The sequence below is a fragment of the Yersinia massiliensis CCUG 53443 genome (assembly GCF_000312485.1).
Taxonomy (GTDB): domain Bacteria; phylum Pseudomonadota; class Gammaproteobacteria; order Enterobacterales; family Enterobacteriaceae; genus Yersinia; species Yersinia massiliensis.
On record NZ_HE997652.1, the window covers coordinates 25,846 to 46,149 of the forward strand.

The window sequence follows — 20,304 nt, forward strand, 5'->3', positions numbered from 1 at the left end:
ACAGGCGGGTGAACGCGGGTAACGGTTACTCTTTCACTGCTTGTGACGCAAGGACTGCCGCAGGCTGTGGGCGTTGATCCCGTGGTGTGGCATACCAGTAACCCAAGCCCATAAAGACGGCACCGGACAGGGTATTGCCTAGCGTGACCCATAACAGGTTGTGACCAATGCCGCTCAGGGTGTAGGCCTCGCTGTGATGGCCGAACCACGACAGCGCGAACAGCGTCATATTGGCCACTGAGTGCTCGTAGCCCGAAGCAATAAAGGCCAGTAAACACCACCAGATAGCGATGAATTTTGCCGCGCCCTCTACACGAATTGCCATCCAGATCGCCAGACAAACCAGCCAGTTACATAGTACACCCTTGAAGAATAAGGTCATAGCTGGCGCAGAGGTTTTTGCTAGTGCTGCCGTGTGAACCAAGCTGGTATCGACCGTGAGCAAGCTACCGCCGCCGTAGTAATAGAGCAGGGCGACAAAAACTGAACCTAGCAGATTCCCTAACCAAGTTTGCGGCAATACTGCCCACATTTGGCTGGATTTGATGGTGCCTGCTTTTACACCAAAGGTGAGAAACATGGTGTGTCCGGTAAACAGCTCAGAACCGGCGATAATCACTAAGGTCAGTGCCAGACCAAAAGTAGCTCCCATTACTAATGGGCGATACGCTGGGTCAATCAGATTGCCTAACGTGAAAATCAGGATAATGCCAAGGCCAACATAGGCTCCGGCCATGGCTGAACCAATCCAGAAACCCATCGGGCTTTCTTTGGCCAGTTTGACGATCCTTGCGGCGTTAGCTGCGCATTTGTTAATCGTGTCGCTATACATCGTTCATCCTCGATCCCCAACATCACACATGCTGGGGATGATAAAAAAAGGGGGGAATCCGGTACGCACCAGATTCCAGTTATCTATCAAGCTTTGACTTGCACGATGTTTTCACGTACCCGCACGTCATAATGGGCAACTGAATGCGTTTCATCTTCTAGGCAGAAACCATCATGTAGGCGGAAATGCTGTTTTTTCAGTGGGCTAGCCACCCACAGGTCACCTTGATGCTCAGCCACTAATCCGCGCGACAGCACACTGGCCTGCGCGAAGGGGTCGATGTTACTGATGGCGAAAACCTGTTCGTCAGTGTAGGGGCGAAAAACGGCGATATGATGCTCGCCAATCAGGCCGCAGACACCGCTACCGGGTAAAATATCGTCTAATTGACAAAGTGGGATCCACTGGCTCATGGGTTTTCCTCCAGTTCTAATACCCGAATCGGAATGCGTTCATCTGGGCGGGCTGGGCGATGTTGATCGCGTTCAGGCACCACTTGTACGTTAGTGTCACGCAGTGGGCTGTTGATAAAGTGGGCAAAACGAACTTGTGCCGCAGGGTTTTCGACGGTGGCTTTCCACTCGCAGGTCACTTTATCGCGCAAGCGAGCGATATCGGTTTCCAACTGATCATTGATACCCAGTTTGTCGTCGAGAATAACCGCCCGTAAGTAGTCGATACCGCCTTCCAAACTTTCCAGCCACACTGATGTTCGTTGCAACTTATCGGCCGTGCGGATGTAAAACATCATAAAGCGGTCGAGGTAGCGCATCAGGGTATCTTCATCCAGATCCGCCGCCAGTAAATCGGCATGACGGGGTTTCATGCCACCATTACCGCAAACATAGAGGTTCCAGCCGTTTTCCGTGGCGATAATCCCCACGTCTTTACCCTGTGCTTCGGAGCACTCGCGTGTGCAGCCTGAAACGCCAAACTTCATTTTGTGTGGCGTTCGGATGCCTTTGAAGCGATGCTCTAATGCCACACCAAAGCCCACGCTGTCACCCACACCAAAACGGCACCAGGTGCTGCCGACGCAGGTTTTTGCCATACGCAGCGCTTTGGCATAAGCGTGGCCGGTTTCAAAGCCCGCCTCAATCAGTTGCGCCCAGATAGCCGGTAGATCATCTTTTTGCGCGCCAAACATCCCCACTCGCTGTGAGCCCGTCAGTTTGGTGTACAAATGATATTCTTTGGCGATACGACCGATGGTCAGCAAACCGTCTGGTGTGATTTCACCGCCTGGCGAACGAGGGATAATCGAGTAAGTTCCGTCTTTTTGAATATTACCGAGGAAGTTGTCATTGGTATCCTGCAATGGCGTGTGCTCGGGGGCCAAGATATAGTCATTCCAGCACGATGCCAGCAGCGACCCTACTGTCGGTTTACAGACTTCGCAGCCGTAGCCTTTACCGTATTTCTCCCGCAGGGCATCGAAAGATTTGATCCCTTCTACGCGGATTAAGTGGTACAGCTCTTGGCGTGAGTAGGCGAAGTGCTCGCAGAGATGATGATTAACTTCAATGCCTTGCTTGCTGAGTTCAGCATTGAGCACTTGCGTGACCAGCGGAATACACCCACCGCAACCGGTACCTGCTTTGGTGGCTGACTTCAGTGCGGCGACGGTATGGCAGCCTTGGCCGATAGCCTGAATAATGTCGCCTTTGGTGACATCAAAACAGGAGCATATTTGCGCGCTATCAGGCAGCGAATCGACACCCATCGCGGGTTTACTGCCGGCGTGGGCAGGCAGGATCAGGCTATCTGGATTATCGGGCAGCGTGATATTGTTCAGTGCCAGTTGCAGTAAGTTGCCATAATCCGAGGTATCCCCGACTAAAACGGCACCCAGCAGCGTTTTGTTGTCAGCACTGACCACCAGACGCTTATAAATTTCTTTATTTTCATCCAGATAAACGTAGCTACGTGCACCCTCTGTCCGGCCATGTGCATCGCCAATCCCACCGACATCAACCCCCAGCAACTTCAGCTTGGCGCTCATATCCGCACCTTGGAAGGCGTTTTCGCGACTTAATAGGTGGTCGGCGGTGACCTGCGCCATTTTATAACCCGGCGCGACGAGGCCAAACGTCCGTTCTTGCCAAGATGCGCACTCGCCGATGGCATACACATCGGGATCAGATGTTTGGCAATAATCATTAATAGCAATACCACCACGGCGACCTGTGGCTAAACCGCATTGATGAGCCAGCTTATCTTGCGGGCGAATACCGGTGGAAAAGACGATAAAATCGACTTCCAGTTGCGAACCATCGGCAAATAGCATGGTTTTACGACTGTTTTGGCCCGTATGAATGATTTCCTGCGTGTTTTTACCGGTATGAACTCTCACGCCCATCCGCTCAATCTTCTGACGCAGTTGATCACCGCCCATAGGATCAAGCTGTTCAGCCATTAACACCGGTGCAAATTCAATAACATGAGTTTCAACGCCGAGGTTTTTTAACGCCCCTGCGGCTTCTAACCCAAGTAGTCCACCACCGATGACCGCCCCGCGTTTACTGCGACGTGTACAGGCTTCAATCGCATTCAAATCTTCAATGGTGCGATACACAAAGCAATCTTGTCCTTCGCTGCCTTTAATGGGAGGGATCCACGGATAGGAGCCGGTCGCCATAATCAGCTTGTCGTAATACAGGGTACGGCCGCTGTTAGAGTGAATCACTTTCTCGGTGCGATTGATGGTAATGGCACGTTCGCCAACCAACACTTTGACACCGTGTTTCTCATAAAAGCCTTCGCGAACCAGTGACAGTTCTTCGGCAGTATGGTGGGAGAAGTAAGAAGAAAGATGAACTCGGTCATAGGCGATACGAGGCTCTTCGCATAATACAGTTATCTCAAATTGGTCTTTTTCTGCTTTATCCAGTAAGTCTTCAATAAAGCGGTGGCCGACCATGCCGTTGCCAATGATGGCAAGTTTGACTTTGCTCATTTTTGCCTCAATTTTTAATTTTCTATGCTTACCTTAATCCTCCGTACATCGCATTTATTGATGTAAATCAATTAGCGTTTCATATACCTCTAAGGTGGTAGATGGATGATTTTTAACGATTTTTGATAAGTTGCGGATTTCATTCATCTTTAGCTGAAAGGATTCAGTTTTGGCTTTTTTTTCACGAAAAGAAAAATGGATGCAATAAAAAGAAAATCGGGTGTGTGACGGCTGATCGGATAAGCTAAGAACCCATAACATCGAAAGTGGCAAAGGGAATAGGGAGGTATCAATGTCAGCGCAATCCTCAACGAATCATTTACTGGTGAGCATCAATAATGTGCGCCTTGTCGGGCAAACGGGGCTTTGGCAGCTCACGATAGATGAGGGAAAGATCAGTGCGATTTCGCCGCAACCTTCATCGCTGCCATCGGGGGCTGGCGTGCTCGATGCGCAGGGAGGGTTGGCCTTGCCGCCCTTTGTTGAGCCACATATTCATTTAGATACCACCCAAACGGCGGGGCAACCGAATTGGAACCAGTCTGGAACCCTGTTTGAGGGCATCGAGCGCTGGGCTGAGCGTAAAGCATTATTGACCCGTGAGGATGTGAAGCAGCGGGCATGGCAGACGTTGAAATGGCAGATAGCCAATGGGATTCAGCATGTTCGTACTCATGTCGATGTTTCCGACCCTAGCCTGACGGCCTTGAGTGCCATGCTGGAAGTCAAAGAAGAGGTCAGCCCTTGGGTGGATATGCAGATTGTGGCCTTTCCCCAAGAAGGTATTCTCTCCTATCCCGACGGGGCTGCGCTGTTAGAAGAAGCACTGAGACTGGGCGCAGATGTGGTGGGGGCTATCCCACACTTTGAGTTTACCCGTGAATATGGCGTTGAATCGCTACACATTGCCTTTGCGCTGGCACAGAAATATCAGCGGCTGGTGGATGTGCATTGCGATGAAATCGATGACGAACAGTCGCGTTTTGTCGAAACAGTGGCCGCTTTGGCGCATCGAGAAAATATGGGCGCGCGCGTCACCGCCAGCCATACCACGGCGATGCACTCCTACAACGGCGCTTATGCCTCGCGTTTATTCCGGCTGCTAAAAATGTCCGGTATTCATTTTGTCGCTAATCCGTTGGTGAATATCCACCTGCAAGGGCGCTTTGATACTTATCCGAAGCGACGTGGCATTACGCGTGTCAAAGAGATGCTAGCGGCAGATATCAATGTCTGCTTTGGTCATGATGATGTCTTTGACCCTTGGTATCCGCTAGGGACCGCCAATATGTTGCAAGTGCTGCATATGGGGTTGCATATTTGCCAGTTAATGGGATACGGCCAAATCAATGACGGGCTGAATTTGATCACCCACAACAGTGCTAAAACGCTGAATTTATCCGATTATGGGTTGCAACTGGGTAATAGCGCCAATCTGATTATTTTGCCTGCGGAGAATGGTTTTGATGCAGTGCGACGGCAGGTACCGGTGCGCTATTCCATCCGCCATGGGGTGATGATTGCCCAAACGCAACCTGCGCAAAGCCGGATCTATTTGGGGCAAGAGGAAGTGATTAACTTTAAGTAAGCGAGTGGGGAAAGAGATCGCTTGTGAAAACGGTGAGTGGCTGAGTGGATAAGTTGCCCTGCTAGCGTCATAGCAGCAGGGCAATAAAACCGTCAATACTTTCAAACATTAACGCTTCAAACATCTAAACATTAACGCTTCAAATCATCAATGTGTAACGTGGCCGTGGCTGCGGTGTTTGGTGAAGAAGCCCAGAATCAGGCACATCACAAATACCACCAGATACAAACCGTTGGCCGTTGCCAGCGCGGCATGAACACCACTGTTTGCCACAATCGGGCCAGTGACCACGAAGGTCAACATGGTTCCCACGGTGCCGCAGGTCAAAATGAAGTTCACCAGTTTTGGTGAAGAGACTTTGGTTTGCAGTGAGCCGAGGGTGATCAGTGTGGTGTAAATGGCACTGGAGACAAAGCCCAATGTCAGGATGTAGTAGCTCAGATAAGCAGGGTTATCCGTGCTAACGAACAGGTACATCGCCAGTGTTGCCAGCGCAGCCAAGACGGTGACGATACGTTGCAGATCAAAGAAGCGCAGGATAAAGCTGAATACCCACATCCCAATCATGTAGGAGATCCAGAAGTTACTGACTAGCTGGCCCGCTTGGCTGATATCCATATTGAAGTTTTTAGTCGCGTATTCAGGTACCCACTGGATGAAACCGAGTTGACCCAAGATATAGCACAGCGCTGCAATCGAGAGGAACAGCACGCCGACACCCCATTTTTCTTTCGCGACAGGCTTGTTTTCATCGGTGGCTTTGTGGCCCAAAATGGGGAAGTCAGACATCAGCGTTAATACGAAAATACCTAAATATAACAGACCGATGCAGGCATAAACCCAGTACCACTCAATATGACGTGCCAGCAGCATCGCCGCGACAATCGGGAAAATCATCCCCGCCATACTGAAAAATGAGTCGGTAAACAGCAGGCGCGAACCACGCTGACGCCCTTCATACATGTGGGTAACCAAGAAGGTCCCTATCGACATGGTGATCCCGCTGACCACGCCGAGAATAAACATGCTGATGGAGAAGACCATCAGATTGTGGCCCACCATCAATCCAGCAATCGCAATTAGCATCAGAATAAAACCAAATACTAACTGACGTTTTAATGGAATGATTTCCATCAACCAAGCATTCAGGAAAATGGAGATCAAAATACCAGCGTTAAGGAAGGTAAATGTATTACTCATACTGGCAATAGGCAGATTGAAATACTCCGCGATATTCCCCATCACCATCCCGGTGACAATAACTAGCGCACCCGTAAGCGCGTAAGAAAAGTAACTTATCCAAGTGAGCCGGAGGCGATTGCTGTTATTCATAGATGGGGCCTGTTTCAGCATAGCGTTAATATAACCATAGTTAATGTAACCATAGTAAGAACATCGAAAGTAAGAACATCGAAAAGGGTTCAAAACCCTTCAGTACTCAGGCGGCGGATCCTAGCACAGGCATTGAGGGTTTTTGTGACTTACATTCAATTTTTAATGCAATGCATGAAATCTGATAGAGATTAATAGTGAGCCGTCACATATTGCGACTTGAAGCAAATGATAAAGATTCTTAATTCAATTAAATTTAGGCTGGATTTAAGGTGCTCGAGGTATAATTCTCACCGTTTTTTTTGGTGAAAAATCGATCAGTACGCTTGGCAGAAATCGCAGGCAATAGTGAAGCATAATTAAAAACAGATAATTATAAATAATTTTTTATTTTTCAGTCATTAAGATAAAGGGAAACTATCGTGATGAGTCATCCTGCGACGGCGTTAATACTCTTGGTACGCTGGTGCCACTGAGTCAGCTTATTCATCGCAGAAGGCACTATTCGGCTTGGCTCGGAATAGCTGCAATTCTCATGTTATTTATCGCCCCGGTGATTTCAGTTTCGCTGGCGATTTCTAACGAGCAAAATACGTCGGCTATCACGATGGTGGATTGCGCGATGGCTGACGGTGTGATGACTGATGACATCAAAACTGATCGCGTCGTGGCTGATCATGAGATGGCTACGTATAGTCATCACGGTGGTGGGCATGATGGCCCTCCTGATGGCGCGCATAGTCAGGCTAAAACCACGAATACTGATGAGCATGGGAGCCACCATGACAGCATGATGATGAATCATGCCGCCTGCGGATACTGTGTTTTGCTGACACATCTTCCCCTGCTCAATACTGCATTTAAAGCGGATATCCGTTCTGCACTCCTGCTCGCTGAACCCTCACCACCGCGACTGATTCCAACACAAGTTGTTAATGACCGTTATTGCGAATACCAACCTCGTGCCCCCCCGACCTTTTATTCCTGAAATTCAATAATAACCATTTATTTGGTATGGATTTTTTAATGTGAATTATCCGGTGTGACGTATTAATCACCGGAGTATTTTCTATTGCCCAAGGAATAAATATGTCTGGGAAGAATAACGGCTGTAAAAAAACATTATTAGCGTGCGCCATCACATCTGCATTTTCTGTTATAGCCTTAAATGCTTCAGCAGCGGAGCATGATCATTCGGCAGTGGCTAATCCTGCGGTAAATAGCAGCACGGTTAATAACAGTGATAAAAAAACCCATGATGCCGAAGTGATTACGGTTACCGCCCCACAGCATTCGCCACTCACCATCGTCACCTCGCCTAAAACGCCGCGCCAACCCGTCCCTGCCAGTGATGGCGCGGACTACCTGAAAACTATCCCCGGTTTTTCGCAAATCCGTAATGGCGGTACTAATGGTGATGTGGTTTTCCGTGGCATGTTTGGCTCACGAATCAAGATTCTGACGGATGGTGCCGAAACGCTGGGGACGTGCCCATCACGGATGGATGCACCGACCTCTTATATTTCGCCGGAGAGTTTTGATCTGCTGACAGTCGTGAAGGGGCCGCAATCCGTATTATGGGGACCGGGGGCTTCTGCGGGGACGATTTTATTTGAACGCGAACAACCCCGTTTTGAACAAGCGGGGGTGAAAGGGAATGCCAGCTTGCTGGTGGGTTCCAACGGGCGTTGGGACAAAAACCTCGATACCAGTCTAGGTAACGAACAAGGCTATTTGCGCATGATGGGGAACCAGTCTCAAGCCGGTAATTATAAAGATGGCAACGGCACACGCGTCCCTTCAAAATGGGACAAATGGAATGCCGATATTGCGTTAGGTTGGACACCAGATACCGATACCTTACTTGAATTCACGGCAGGTAAGGGCGATGGCGAGGCGAGTTATGCTGGCCGCGGCATGGACGGCTCTCAGTTTTTACGAGAAAGCTTGGGCGCGCGGTTTCAGAAAACCAATATTGGTGAGGTGCTGGATAAAATTGAAGCTAAGGTTTACTACAATTACGTCAACCATATTATGGATAACAATACGTTACGCACCCCACCAATGATGCCGATGTCCAGCAATCTCGATCGGCGCACCATTGGGGGCCGAGTGATGGGGACGTGGTTGTGGGAGGATCTGAAGTTAGAGGCCGGCACTGACCTGCAAACCAATACCCATCGTAAGAACAAACAAAATACGTGGCAAAAAGACGCCAGCTTTGCGAATTATGGCCTCTTTGGTGAACTGACGTGGACGATGAGTGAACAGGATAAACTGATTACCGGCACCCGTTTGGACCATAATCAGGTGACTAATTACACTCGCGCCGATGAACCCAGCCGTTCTGCCACTCTCCCCGCAGGTTTCATGCGTTTTGAGCATAATTTGGCCGATGCACCTGTGATGTGGTATGCCGGATTAGGCCATACTGAACGTTTCCCTGATTACTGGGAGCTATTTTCACCAACATTCGGGCCAACGGGGTCTACCAGTGCTTTTGATGGGGTGAAGAGTGAAAAAACCACCCAAATTGATATTGGCGCGCAATACAGCGGCAAGCAGTTAAATAGCTGGGTATCCGCATATTTGGGCCGAGTGAATGACTTTATTCTGTTCAAATATGATCCCAATAACTTACGTATCAGTCAGGCCGATAATATCAATGCGACCATTATGGGGGGCGAAATGGGGGCAGGTTATGCCTTCAATGACCACTGGAAAGCCGATGCTAGCCTAGCTTACGCTTGGGGCGAGAACACCAGTAACCACCGCCCTCTGCCACAAATACCCCCTCTTGAAGCACGGTTAGGGTTGACCTTTGAAGCGGGTGACTGGAGCAGCACGGCATTATGGCGATTGGTCAGTAGCCAGCATCGGGTGGCGATCAACGAGGGGAACGTGGTGGGTAAAGATTTTGCCGACAGCGCGGGCTTCGGTGTGCTGTCAGCCAATGTGGCCTACAAAGTGACTAAGCAAGTGAAAGTCAGTGGTGGCATCGATAATTTGCTGAACAAAACCTACAGCGAGCATCTCAATCTGGCCGGTAATAGTGGATTTGGCTATTCCGTGAATACACCGCTGAATGAGCCGGGCCGCACATTGTGGGCCAAATTAAATGTGACGTTCTAAGCGAGCCTCTCATGGCATTGCCACTATCTCGCTCGGCAATGCTAATGACATTAAACTTCAGGCATAAAACACTGTGGTAGGCGGTCGCTTGCCACATTTATTCTTTACCAAACCTATTACTTACCAAACCTATTACTTGCCCACTTATTATTATGGCGATTAATCATTATTGCGATTAATCGCGCTCACGTGGCGGCATCACCGATTCACGCATGATAATTGACGGTGAGAAGCTAGCAGGGGGAGTCTGCGGGTTAATCAATAATTGTGTGGCGTATTGCGCCATTTCTACGATGGGGAAATGTAGGCTTGTGAGCGCAGGGGACACAAAAGGCGCGCGCTCTCCACTGTCGTAGCAAATCAACGAAATATCTTGCGGTACCTGTAAGTGATGCTTGTTGATCGCGAGCAGCGCACCAATGGCCATCTCTTCATTGCAACAATAGATGGCGGTCGGTAACTGCGCTAGATTGAGGATCTCGTCAGCGCGTTGGTAACCGCTTTCCAGATCATACACACCTTCCACGCAGGCGACAGGGTCTAACCCCGCCGATTGCATGGCATCGATAAACCCTTCTCGGCGTAACCCGCTGGAATGACGTTGCGCCGCGCCACTGATGCAGGCAATACGTCGGTGGCCCGCATCGATAAGCACCTGAGTTGCCATTTGGCTAGCACGGCGGTGATCGAAGGTCACGCAACGCGCTTCGAGGCCAGGGACTAATCGGTCAAGTAAGACGAATGAACGCCCTGCGGCAGCCAATTGACGCAGCTTTTCGTCACTGAGAAATCGGACGTGGAGGATTAACCCGTCACAACGTAAGTTATATAGGCGCTGAATGGCTTGCCACTCTTTCTCTGCATTATCCCGCCCTTGAGTGACTAATAGCTGCTTACCCTGAGACTCAGTTTCTGTTTGCACAAAATCCATTAGCGCACCAAAGAAACCGCCGCGATAGGAGGTCGTGACTAGCCCGAGGGTATTACTTTGGCTGGAAGCCAGGGCGCGCGCGGCTGGGTTTGGGGTGTAACCTAACACCGCCACCGCTTGTTCGACTTTCTCGCGCGTGAGGGGTTTGACATTGGTATCACCGTTGACCACGCGGGAAACCGTAGCGCGAGAAACCCCGGCTAATACCGCGACATCTTCCAGTGTGACCATTTCTGATTCCCCTATACCCATCAGTCTTTCAAATTACAGTTTGTGTTGGTTACACGCGTTATTTGGCCCCATCCATGGGCCTTGCCTCTTCGAGGCCGCTGCTTGTTACCGACCTGCAACGCCAATCAATTGGGAGATAAAATTTGTTAATACTACAAATCCGCGAACTGAGGCAAGTAAGGCTTATTGACCTGTAAAACCTCTTCCAGCAATGACTCAGCGACGCTGGCATTTGCAATTAGCGGGTTAGTCACTAATGCCAACAAGGCACTCTGACGGTCACCGTGGACTGCCGCTTCAATGGTCAGACGTTCATAGGCTTTTACTTGCTGCGTCAACCCATGCATTGACACGGGTAGGGGGCCGAAAGTGAGTGGATGAGCACCTTGTGCATCAACAATACAGTTGGTTTCTACCACAGAGTTGTCAGATAAACCGCGAATCGCCCCGCGATTTGTCGTATTCACAACTAATTGAGTGCCCAAATTATTATAAATAGCACGAATAAGTTCTAATGCAACTTCAGAATAAAATGATCCACCACGGAAGCTGAGCTGCTCGGGTTTGCTGTCGAGGTGTGGGTCAGCATACAAATCAAATAACTCTTTTTCGACCTGCATCACCTGTTCTGCGCGTGTGCCGCGCTCGGCAGCGGCGGCCATTTCTTCAGCCAGCATATCTTGCGTCTGGTAGAAATAGCGGTGGTACGGGCAAGGAATCGCTCCCATTGCTCGCAAGAACTCAGGCGGCCATGGTGCTTCTTTAATATTGTTCATGGTCAGCGATGCACCGTTACACAGCATATCCATCACGTCGCCGGTGACATTTTTACCACGCTGTAAGACTTCATGCACCCACACCATGTGGTTTAGGCCAGCAAAGCGCAGTTGGATATCTTCATACGGCGCTTGCAGTAAATTGGCGATCATATGGTGCATGCTGATAGGAACGTTACACAAGCCAATAATTTTTGCTTTGCTATAACGAGTCACCGCTTCAGTGACGATCCCCGCGGGATTGGTGAAGTTAATGATCCAAGCGTCAGGCGCCAGTTGTTCAACTTTTGCGGCGATATCTAGCATGACAGGAATGGTACGTAAGGCTTTAGCAAAGCCACCAACCCCTGTTGTTTCCTGCCCTAGCATCTGATATTTCAGCCCCAGACGTTCATCAGCCGCCCGTGCAGGGAGCTGGCCGACGCGGAATTGAGTGAGAACAAAGCTAGCCCCTTCGATAGCACTTTCCAGCGAGAAGTGAACACTTACTTTGACTTGCTCCAACCCATGTCGATCCAGCATTCTTCGCGTTAGCGCGGCAATAATCTCTACTTTTTGGCGCCCTAATTCTACATCTGCCAATGCCAACTCAGTGACGGGTAACTGGTCAATGCGCTGAATCAGACCGTCAACCAACTCAGGGGTGTAACTACTACCGCCACCAATAATGGCAATTTTAAAGGATTTCATCATCTGGCCTCAAAATGGGTGAATTAGAAATGAGAGCGCTCTCATTTGTAGGCAGATTAACGCTAAACCAAAAACAAAGTGGGATATTTCTCGCAAAAATGGCAGGTCATGGATAAGAAGATCTGTAAGACGTGATCTCGCTTACAGAATTCCATTGTTGAACTGGCATGTCTTGATGGGTTAATTTGATTAATTAGTTGCGATTATGCTGCCAGATCACAGGGGCGGCGGGTTTTCATCGAAAATGCGCATTTTGTTACGTAAATATCCGTAAATGGGTGGCATTGCGTGGGTTAGCTCTCTAGAATCGAAGCGCTTTTCCGCTGTTTGCACCCTACAGAAAGGAACCGTTAATGTTTAAACGTACTTTAGTGACCTTCGTCGCACTTTGCTCTCTTAGCGCCGTGGTACCTGCTGCTTTAGCGGCGGGTGAGCCTCATGTGTTGTTAACGACGTCTGCTGGGAATATTGAGTTGGAACTCAATAGTCAGAAGGCCCCAGTCTCAACACAAAACTTCGTTGATTACGTCAACAACGGCTACTACAACAACACCATATTCCACCGTGTCATTCCGGGCTTTATGGTGCAAGGTGGTGGTTTCACCGCTGATTTCAAACAAAAGACCGCTAAAACGCCAATCAAAAACGAAGCGGATAACGGCTTGCGTAACCTGCGTGGCACCATCTCGATGGCCCGTACCGCAGATAAAGATAGCGCCACCAGCCAATTCTTCCTTAATGTGGCAGATAACGCTTTCCTCGATCATGGTCAGCGTGACTTCGGTTATGCCGTGTTCGGTAAAGTGGTCAAAGGCATGGATGTGGTGGATAAAATCTCCCAAGTCCAAACCGAAAATGTTGGGCCGTATCAAAACGTGCCAGTCAAACCCATCACTATCTTGTCCGCGAAAGTGTTGCCTTAATCGCCGAACGATCAGCCTTCTTTCTTGAGGGCTGATTAACGCCTCTAAAATCCCATTTCTGTCATAAATTAATCCGTGCCCCCAAAGAGCAAGCTTATAATCAATTATCTAGCGACGTTGAGGTGAGTGGTTTATGAGCGAAACATTACTGATCGGGAAAGCATTGCCAGCGCAAGATTTGGTGATTTTATCGGCACTGGCAAACCGCCATGGCTTGATTACTGGTGCAACGGGAACCGGTAAGACCGTCACCTTACAAAAAATGGCTGAGCAATTCTCTCGCATTGGCGTGCCGGTTTTCTTGGCCGATGTAAAAGGGGATCTCTCTGGCATTGGTGCAGAAGGCGTCACTTCCGAGAAACTGCAAGCCCGTCTGGCGGCGATAAATGTCACTGATTGGCAACCTCAAGCATGCCCGATTATTCCTTGGGATATTTTCGCCGAAAAAGGTCACCCGATCCGCGCGACCATCTCTGACCTTGGTCCCTTGCTACTGGGTCGATTGCTTGATTTGAATGACGTACAAAGCGGCGTGTTGCAGATCGTTTTTAAAATTGCGGATGATAACGGCCTACTCCTGCTAGACATGAAAGACCTGCGTGCCATCGTGCAATTTGTGGGTGACAACGCTAAACAGTATCGCACCCAATACGGCAATATTACGCCAGCCTCTATTGGTGCCATTCAACGTGGTTTGCTGACCTTAGAAGAGCAGGGTGCCAATCAATTCTTTGGTGAGCCGATGCTGGATATCCACGATTTAATGCAAACTGACCGTCACGGGCAGGGGATTATCAATCTGCTGGCGGCAGATCGGCTGATCAATCAACCCAAGTTATATGCCATTTTTTTGCTTTGGCTATTGTCGGAGCTGTTCGAGCAACTGCCGGAAGTGGGTGATGTCGATAAACCTAAGCTGGTGTTTTTCTTTGACGAAGCCCATTTGCTTTTCACTGATGCGCCCACGGCATTGGTGGATAAAGTTGAGCAAGTGGTCAGACTGATCCGCTCAAAAGGGGTCGGTGTTTATTTCGTGACGCAAAATCCGCTGGATATTCCCGATAAGATCCTCGGCCAATTAGGCAATCGCGTGCAACATGCGTTACGGGCCTTCACGCCACGTGACCAAAAAGCCGTGAAAGCGGCAGCGCAAACAATGCGAGCCAATCCGGCATTTAGTGCTGAACAAGTGATTACTGAATTGGCTGTGGGTGAAGCGCTGATCTCTTTCCTCGATGAGAAAGGGCGGCCAAATGTGGTGGAACGTGGCATGGTTATCGCGCCGCAATCAAAAATGGGCGCACTGGATGCGGCTGCGCGTAATCATGCGATCAATCATTCCCCACTCTATGGCCGCTATGAAGAGATGGTCGATCGCGAATCGGCCTATGAGAAATTATCTGCAGGCGGCTTTACCACTCTAGGCGATGCTGCATCAGGGGAAGCAAAAGACTCTGAGCAGCCCGCTGAACAACACAATAACGGCGGCGGTGGCTTGATGGGCGGGCTAAATGATTTACTGTTTGGCTCTACTGGCCCGCGTGGCGGCAAACGCGATGGTATTGTCCAAACTGCCGCGAAAAGTATGGCTCGTGATCTCGGCCGACAAATTCTACGTGGCGTGCTGGGGTCTATTACCGGTGGGCGTAAGCGCTAATGCTCCGTGTTGTGTTAAATCATCTTGTGACTAAGGTTTATGACAATCTGTTCATTGAGTAAGTTAGGTTATCCATGCTGTTATTAATTGATAATTACGATTCATTTACCTACAACCTCTATCAGTATTTTTGTGAGCTGGGTACGCAGGTGGTGGTGAAGCGTAATGATGAAATACAACTGACTGATATTGAAGCATTATCGCCTTCACATTTGGTGATCTCCCCCGGCCCCTGTACACCGAATGAAGCGGGGATTTCCTTGGCGGCGATCAGCCATTTTGCTGACAAATTGCCGATCTTGGGGGTTTGCTTGGGCCATCAAGCACTTGGGCAGGCTTTTGGTGCTCGCATTGTGCGGGCGCGGCAAGTCATGCATGGCAAGACCACGGCCATTTGTCATAGCAATCAAGGGGTTTTTCAAGGGCTTAATCAGCCGCTAACGGTGACCCGCTATCACTCATTAATCATTGACGCAGAGTCACTGCCTGCGTGTTTTGAATTAACCGCATGGACTGAGCAAGCGGGGAAGATGGATGAGATCATGGGGATTCGCCATCGGACACTGCCGCTGGAGGGCGTGCAGTTTCATCCGGAGAGTATCCTCAGTGAGCAAGGCCATCAATTATTAGCGAATTTCCTTAAAAATTAATGCGTTAAGCTGACTCTCTCCATTATGTGATCTTTTTGTTTGCTTGCTTGTGATTTTTTATGCATATTTTGTGATTATAATTTCACTTCGCCAATGGTTGGCGGCTCAATGGGTCTTTAAAGGTGGGCAGTGTCATGGCAGATAAACCAGCAGTTAGTCGCAGTACATTCGATCAGGTTATTTTGCCTGTTTATGCACCAGCACAATTCATTCCTGTCAAAGGGAAAGGAAGCCGTGTTTGGGATCAGCAAGGGACCGAATATATTGATTTTGCGGGGGGTATTGCGGTTACTGCGCTAGGCCATTGCCATCCGGCGTTGGTCGCGGCGTTGCATCAGCAAGGTGAGACGTTATGGCATACCAGTAATGTCTTTACCAACGAGCCCGCTCTGCGTTTGGCACAAAAACTGATCGCGGCGACATTTGCTGATCGGGTGTTTTTCGCCAATTCAGGCGGAGAAGCTAACGAAGCTGCCTTTAAGTTGGCCCGTCATTACGCCATTGAGCGCCATAGTCCGTATAAAACCAAAATCATTGCTTTCCACAATGCTTTCCACGGTCGGACCTTGTTTACCGTCTCGGTGGGCGGGCAACCCAAGTATTCCGATGGTTTTGGCCCGAAACCGGCGGATATCATCCATGTACCATTTAATGATTTAGCCGCAGTGAAAGCGGTGATGGATGATCATACCTGCGCCGTCGTACTGGAACCTATCCAAGGGGAAGGTGGGATCACTGCTGCGACCCCAGAGTTTTTGCAGGGTGTGCGTGAGCTTTGTGACCAATACAAGGCGCTGCTGGTGTTCGATGAAGTGCAAAGTGGGATGGGCCGTAGTGGCAAGCTGTTTACCTATATGCATTATGGCGTGACACCGGATATTCTCACCACGGCGAAAGCATTAGGAGGAGGCTTCCCTATCAGCGCGATGCTGACCACCGAAGAAATTGCCTCGGTGATGGCTGTGGGGACTCATGGTACTACCTATGGCGGTAATCCTCTGGCTTGTGCCGTCGCCGAGGCGGCGTTAGATGTGATTAATACCCCCGAGGTTCTTGATGGAATTGAACAACGCCACGGGTTGTTTGTGCAGGCATTACAAGCGATTAACCGCAAGTACAAGGTGTTCAGTGATATCCGCGGCATGGGGTTACTGATTGGCGCGGAATTAACGCCGCAATACCGTGGTCGTGCCCGTGAATTCCTGACGGCGTCGGCAGCCAATGGTCTGATGATCCTCAATGCCGGCCCAGATGTGCTGCGGTTAGCCCCCTCGCTGGTGGTTGAGCTGGAGGATATCCAGCAAGGCATGGCGCGTTTAGAGAAAGCAATCGCGAGTTTGGTCAATGGGGGCTGAGTTCACTATTTAGTCAGGCTATCAATGGGAGGTATTTGGCCTCCCATTCTTTCTGCTCACGCGGTATCGCGTAACTTCTTACTCCGCCAAATACCATGATGCGGTTGCCGCTGCCAAGCCATGGCTGAAACCGTATGCATGACACTGAGATGCACGAGTATCCGCCGCAAATTACGTTCCATTTCAGTAAGTTGTGTATCAGAAGCTACTTCAGGTAATTGAACAAAGTCAGTGTCTCCACCCAGGCTGTCAGATTCCAACCGCTGCTGGCATTGCTGAATCGCCATCTCGCATAACTGCAAATAATCCGTGGCCTGTTTGGTGCTCATCATCAAATGAGGGGTGCCAGCAGATGGCGTGGATTCAATGGAGAGGTGTTTTCGCGTCAAGATAGTCATCTCATTGATATGGGCCGCAATCAGCTCACTATGGGTTGCCCATAGCTGCATATCAGCCAAATATTGAGAGTTAAACCCCGGTTCTCGCATCGCCTGACTCAGCGAGCTGAGCACGGCATTACTGGCTTTATTGACCTGAATACGATCATAAGAGAGCTGCGCAACGTCTGGCGGCGTCGGCGTCAGCAGTAAACGTAGGATATTCTGATAAGCGCTCAGTGCTTGATGGGCATTCTTGCGCAGCAACCCACTTTGCCACTGAGGCCACAGCCATAATGCGCTGGCAAAGGCCAGTGCGCACCCGATTAACGTATCCAGTAGACGCGGGACTAAAAAGTCAGCTCCCTCGCCCGTTAGCAGTTGCAAAATATATACCGCAGTGATGGTTCTACCGATGACCGAAAGCCCGTAGTTCTTACGTTGAACAAGCGTCGCCGCCAAGGTGATGAGCAGCATAACACTCAGTGTCGCCCCTTCCGGCATACGCAAATGCAATAAGCCCGCGGCTAAGATCAGCCCGACCAATGTGCCGAGAGCACGATGATGGATGCGGACTCTTGTGGCGTTATAACCGTTTTGCGTCACCAGCATCACAGTAAGTAAAATCCAGTAAGGTTTTGGTAACTGTATCAAAGCCCCAATATAGCTGCCGGCTGCCAATGTGACGCCTAATCGGGCGGCATCGCGCAATGCTGTGGAGTTAAACGACAGATAGCTGACGATCGCGGACCACAAGGGTTGCTGCTGTTGGCCTGACATCAACTCACGATCGTACAGGGGGCGTCGATTACTCAGAAGTTGGTCAATTTGGCGGATATGGTAGTAGCAAAATTGTGCCACTGGATTATCGGGATGCTGCTGGGCGATCTCCTCTAGCTCAATGAGCGCATCGCCGGTGGTGAAATGGTTTGTCGCATGATGGTGATAGAGAATGTCATCAGCAATGGTGCGCATCTGAGTTGAGATAACTTGGGCATTGCGGCTCAGTACGGCTTCAATTTGGCTGTGTTCCACCAGCGCTTGTACTTTCTCCGGCTGATTCAGCGCCGCAGTAATATGTTCTTGTAGATCGAGCGCCATCTGAAATAGCCCCAACAGTCGTTTTTGCTCTTTCTTGGTCGCATTGCTTATAAGATTAAATTGTTGATAAAGCTGATTAATTTTATCCATTATCTTTTGCTGTCGATCGAGCAGCGGCGGGAGTGCTTTTTCTGGCTCGAGATGCTGTGATAAAAAGTTATATTTCGATTCGCAATAATCTGCCAGTAAATCATACAGTTGGCTTAGGGGCTCGCGGATGGGTTGGTCTTTGCAGAGCCGAAACCACAACCAATTAAAGACGCCGTACCAGAGCGTTCCTACCGCGCACAGGAGTGGCGCTTGCCAGATAGGTGCACGGTCCACCATGCTGAGGCTGAAAATGGCGGCAATTAACGCGGCAGGTAATAAGCGGCCGTGGAGGGGGCTGATCGCGCCATTAACACCGAGCAGCAGCGCCAGCCCTAACATGATCCACGGCAGGGGAATATGCCACAGCAGTAATTGCTGTGTCAGGAAGCTGGTCAACGTGAAGAGTGCGCCACCAATAATCAGACGGCGGAAAAAATGTTGATGGGGGGTATCCAGCGCCGCAATATTGCAGCAGGCAGGGATCAGAGCAAACATCAATCCGAGCCGCAGATCGCCAAGGGCAAACCCGAGGGCGGCGGGAAGACAAAGCACCAATGTTTGGCGTAACGCGTAGTTCACTTCAGGATGATAAATAACCCGTTGCCATTTCATGTCGGCCCCAGAAATTTATGGTTTACAAACCTGCGTGAGAAAACCAGTGCCGAGGGTTTCGGCACCGGTTTTGAGGGAATTAACGAGTGCCGTAAACGACAATCGTTTTACCGTGTGCGGAGATCAGGTTTTGATCTTCCAGCATTTTTAGTATCCGCCCCACAGTTTCGCGGGAGCAGCCAACGATTTGACCAATTTCCTGGCGGGTAATTTTAATCTGCATCCCATCGGGGTGGGTCATGGCATCAGGTTGTTTTGCCAGATTAAGCAGTGTTTGTGCAATTCGCCCAGTCACATCAAGGAAAGCAAGGTTACCCACTTTCTCGGATGTAATCTGCAAGCGGTTCGCCATTTGCGAAGACAGGCGCATCAAGATATCTGGGTTGACCTGAATAAGCTGACGGAATTTTTTGTAAGAAATTTCAGCCACTTCGCAGGCAGTTTTTGCTCTAACCCAAGCACTACGCTCTTGGCCTTCTTCAAATAATCCAAGTTCACCGATGAAATCCCCTTGGTTTAGATAGGAGAGAATCATCTCTTTACCTTCTTCATCTTTGATAAGCACCGCAACGGAGCCTTTCACGATGTAGTAAAGCGTTTCGGCCTTTTCACCTTGGTGAATCAGCGTACTCTTCGATGGGTATTTGTGAATATGGCAATGAGACAGGAACCATTCGAGAGTCGGGTCTGTTTGTGGCTTGCCGAGAACCATTCGCTGTTATCCTCTGTTGTTATCGCAGCCTAACTAAACAGGGCTCAGAGTTCCCTGTACGGCGTGCTTATAAAATACACTTTCTTTATACCCACCATCTTGACGTCTATTGGGTATAGCATATTAATTTGCTCAACTGCCGAAAGGTATAGCCAAGATACGTACTGGATAGAAACCTTACACTGAGTATCGATCACTACCCAATTTAATTCTAGAAACAATACTTTCGGTTCTGTTTGTAGCACAGGATGAGGTCAGTGTCTTGTGTTGTATCGCTTCAGCATGATGAACATCGGGTTACATTGCGACTTTATAAATGAAAGGGTAGTCTGGATCAGAAAATTTAACTGGGAGCGAGC

Annotated in this window: 15 protein-coding genes; 7 read left to right on the forward strand and 8 right to left on the reverse strand. The window is 49.5% G+C overall.

What is annotated here, in order from left to right; genetic code table 11:
- Positions 1–25 precede the first annotated feature (25 nt).
- The 3 genes from nirC to nirB form a co-directional block, all read right to left on the reverse strand.
- Positions 26–832 (reverse strand): nitrite transporter NirC, encoded by an 807-nt coding sequence (gene nirC / locus BN68_RS21565; RefSeq protein WP_019213260.1) that lies wholly within the window; start codon positions 830–832, stop codon positions 26–28.
- A gap of 86 nt (positions 833–918) precedes the next feature.
- Positions 919–1,245 carry a nitrite reductase small subunit NirD gene (nirD, locus tag BN68_RS21570; RefSeq protein WP_019213261.1) on the reverse strand — a complete coding sequence of 109 codons (327 nt, stop codon included), beginning with the start codon at positions 1,243–1,245 and terminating at the stop codon, positions 919–921.
- Entirely contained in the window at positions 1,242–3,788 is a 2,547-nt protein-coding gene (gene nirB / locus BN68_RS21575; protein ID WP_019213262.1) for a nitrite reductase large subunit NirB, read from the reverse strand. Before nirB ends, nirD begins: the two co-directional genes overlap by 4 nt.
- 292 nt (positions 3,789–4,080) lie before the next feature.
- On the opposite strand from nirB, the gene BN68_RS21580 reads away from it, so the two are divergent.
- Positions 4,081–5,376 (forward strand): cytosine deaminase, encoded by a 1,296-nt coding sequence (locus BN68_RS21580; RefSeq protein WP_019213263.1) that lies wholly within the window; start codon positions 4,081–4,083, stop codon positions 5,374–5,376.
- A 147-nt stretch (positions 5,377–5,523) separates the two neighbouring features.
- Here BN68_RS21580 and tsgA read toward each other — a convergent pair whose 3' ends face one another.
- Positions 5,524–6,708 (reverse strand): MFS transporter TsgA, encoded by a 1,185-nt coding sequence (gene tsgA / locus BN68_RS21585; RefSeq protein WP_042807089.1) that lies wholly within the window; start codon positions 6,706–6,708, stop codon positions 5,524–5,526.
- A 535-nt stretch (positions 6,709–7,243) separates the two neighbouring features.
- Here tsgA and BN68_RS21590 point away from each other — a divergent pair.
- Both BN68_RS21590 and BN68_RS21595 read left to right on the forward strand, forming a co-directional pair.
- The gene (locus BN68_RS21590) at positions 7,244–7,696 is read left to right on the forward strand and encodes a DUF2946 domain-containing protein (RefSeq protein ID WP_019213265.1); all 453 of its coding nucleotides are present in this window, start codon (positions 7,244–7,246) and stop codon (positions 7,694–7,696) included.
- A gap of 101 nt (positions 7,697–7,797) precedes the next feature.
- Complete coding sequence (locus tag BN68_RS21595; protein WP_019213266.1) at positions 7,798–9,840, forward strand: TonB-dependent copper receptor; 2,043 nt, start codon at positions 7,798–7,800, stop codon at positions 9,838–9,840.
- 175 nt (positions 9,841–10,015) lie between these two features.
- Here BN68_RS21595 and BN68_RS21600 read toward each other — a convergent pair whose 3' ends face one another.
- Both BN68_RS21600 and BN68_RS21605 read right to left on the reverse strand, forming a co-directional pair.
- On the reverse strand, positions 10,016–11,002 hold the full coding sequence (locus BN68_RS21600; RefSeq protein ID WP_019213267.1) for a LacI family DNA-binding transcriptional regulator: 987 nt from the start codon (positions 11,000–11,002) through the stop codon (positions 10,016–10,018).
- A 152-nt stretch (positions 11,003–11,154) separates the two neighbouring features.
- The gene (locus BN68_RS21605) at positions 11,155–12,468 is read right to left on the reverse strand and encodes a 6-phospho-beta-glucosidase (RefSeq protein ID WP_042807090.1); all 1,314 of its coding nucleotides are present in this window, start codon (positions 12,466–12,468) and stop codon (positions 11,155–11,157) included.
- A 353-nt stretch (positions 12,469–12,821) separates the two neighbouring features.
- Between BN68_RS21605 and ppiA the strand changes: the two genes are divergently transcribed.
- The 4 genes from ppiA (at position 12,822) to argD (ending at position 17,053) form a co-directional block, all read left to right on the forward strand.
- The gene (gene ppiA / locus BN68_RS21610) at positions 12,822–13,391 is read left to right on the forward strand and encodes a peptidylprolyl isomerase A (RefSeq protein WP_019213269.1); all 570 of its coding nucleotides are present in this window, start codon (positions 12,822–12,824) and stop codon (positions 13,389–13,391) included.
- Between the two features lie 133 nt (positions 13,392–13,524).
- Positions 13,525–15,048, forward strand: a complete 1,524-nt coding sequence (locus tag BN68_RS21615) for a helicase HerA-like domain-containing protein (protein ID WP_019213270.1) — start codon at positions 13,525–13,527, stop codon at positions 15,046–15,048.
- Between the two features lie 74 nt (positions 15,049–15,122).
- Positions 15,123–15,698, forward strand: a complete 576-nt coding sequence (locus BN68_RS21620; RefSeq protein ID WP_019213271.1) for an aminodeoxychorismate synthase component II — start codon at positions 15,123–15,125, stop codon at positions 15,696–15,698.
- A gap of 134 nt (positions 15,699–15,832) precedes the next feature.
- Positions 15,833–17,053 (forward strand): bifunctional acetylornithine/succinyldiaminopimelate transaminase, encoded by a 1,221-nt coding sequence (gene argD, locus BN68_RS21625; protein WP_019213272.1) that lies wholly within the window; start codon positions 15,833–15,835, stop codon positions 17,051–17,053.
- 56 nt (positions 17,054–17,109) lie between these two features.
- Here the strand turns inward: argD and BN68_RS21630 are convergent, their stop codons facing one another.
- Both BN68_RS21630 and crp read right to left on the reverse strand, forming a co-directional pair.
- Complete coding sequence (locus BN68_RS21630; RefSeq protein WP_019213273.1) at positions 17,110–19,233, reverse strand: YccS/YhfK family putative transporter; 2,124 nt, start codon at positions 19,231–19,233, stop codon at positions 17,110–17,112.
- Positions 19,234–19,312: 79 nt separating this feature from the next.
- The gene (gene crp, locus BN68_RS21635) at positions 19,313–19,945 is read right to left on the reverse strand and encodes a cAMP-activated global transcriptional regulator CRP (RefSeq protein ID WP_002212297.1); all 633 of its coding nucleotides are present in this window, start codon (positions 19,943–19,945) and stop codon (positions 19,313–19,315) included.
- Between the last annotated feature and the right edge of the window lie 359 nt (positions 19,946–20,304).

Excerpts from the sequence above, each read along its gene's own strand:
- nirB (WP_019213262.1), bottom strand. The coding sequence starts at position 3,788 with ATGAGCAAAGTCAAACTTGCCATCATTGGCAACGGCATGGTCGGCCAC.
- crp (WP_002212297.1), bottom strand. The coding sequence starts at position 19,945 with ATGGTTCTCGGCAAGCCACAAACAGACCCGACTCTCGAATGGTTCCTG.
- BN68_RS21605 (WP_042807090.1), bottom strand. The coding sequence starts at position 12,468 with ATGAAATCCTTTAAAATTGCCATTATTGGTGGCGGTAGTAGTTACACC.
- nirD (WP_019213261.1), bottom strand. The coding sequence starts at position 1,245 with ATGAGCCAGTGGATCCCACTTTGTCAATTAGACGATATTTTACCCGGT.
- argD (WP_019213272.1), top strand. The coding sequence starts at position 15,833 with ATGGCAGATAAACCAGCAGTTAGTCGCAGTACATTCGATCAGGTTATT.
- nirC (WP_019213260.1), bottom strand. The coding sequence starts at position 832 with ATGTATAGCGACACGATTAACAAATGCGCAGCTAACGCCGCAAGGATC.
- BN68_RS21590 (WP_019213265.1), top strand. The coding sequence starts at position 7,244 with ATGTTATTTATCGCCCCGGTGATTTCAGTTTCGCTGGCGATTTCTAAC.
- ppiA (WP_019213269.1), top strand. The coding sequence starts at position 12,822 with ATGTTTAAACGTACTTTAGTGACCTTCGTCGCACTTTGCTCTCTTAGC.
- BN68_RS21620 (WP_019213271.1), top strand. The coding sequence starts at position 15,123 with ATGCTGTTATTAATTGATAATTACGATTCATTTACCTACAACCTCTAT.
- BN68_RS21600 (WP_019213267.1), bottom strand. The coding sequence starts at position 11,002 with ATGGTCACACTGGAAGATGTCGCGGTATTAGCCGGGGTTTCTCGCGCT.
- BN68_RS21580 (WP_019213263.1), top strand. The coding sequence starts at position 4,081 with ATGTCAGCGCAATCCTCAACGAATCATTTACTGGTGAGCATCAATAAT.
- BN68_RS21595 (WP_019213266.1), top strand. The coding sequence starts at position 7,798 with ATGTCTGGGAAGAATAACGGCTGTAAAAAAACATTATTAGCGTGCGCC.
- tsgA (WP_042807089.1), bottom strand. The coding sequence starts at position 6,708 with ATGAATAACAGCAATCGCCTCCGGCTCACTTGGATAAGTTACTTTTCT.
- BN68_RS21615 (WP_019213270.1), top strand. The coding sequence starts at position 13,525 with ATGAGCGAAACATTACTGATCGGGAAAGCATTGCCAGCGCAAGATTTG.
- BN68_RS21630 (WP_019213273.1), bottom strand. The coding sequence starts at position 19,233 with ATGAAATGGCAACGGGTTATTTATCATCCTGAAGTGAACTACGCGTTA.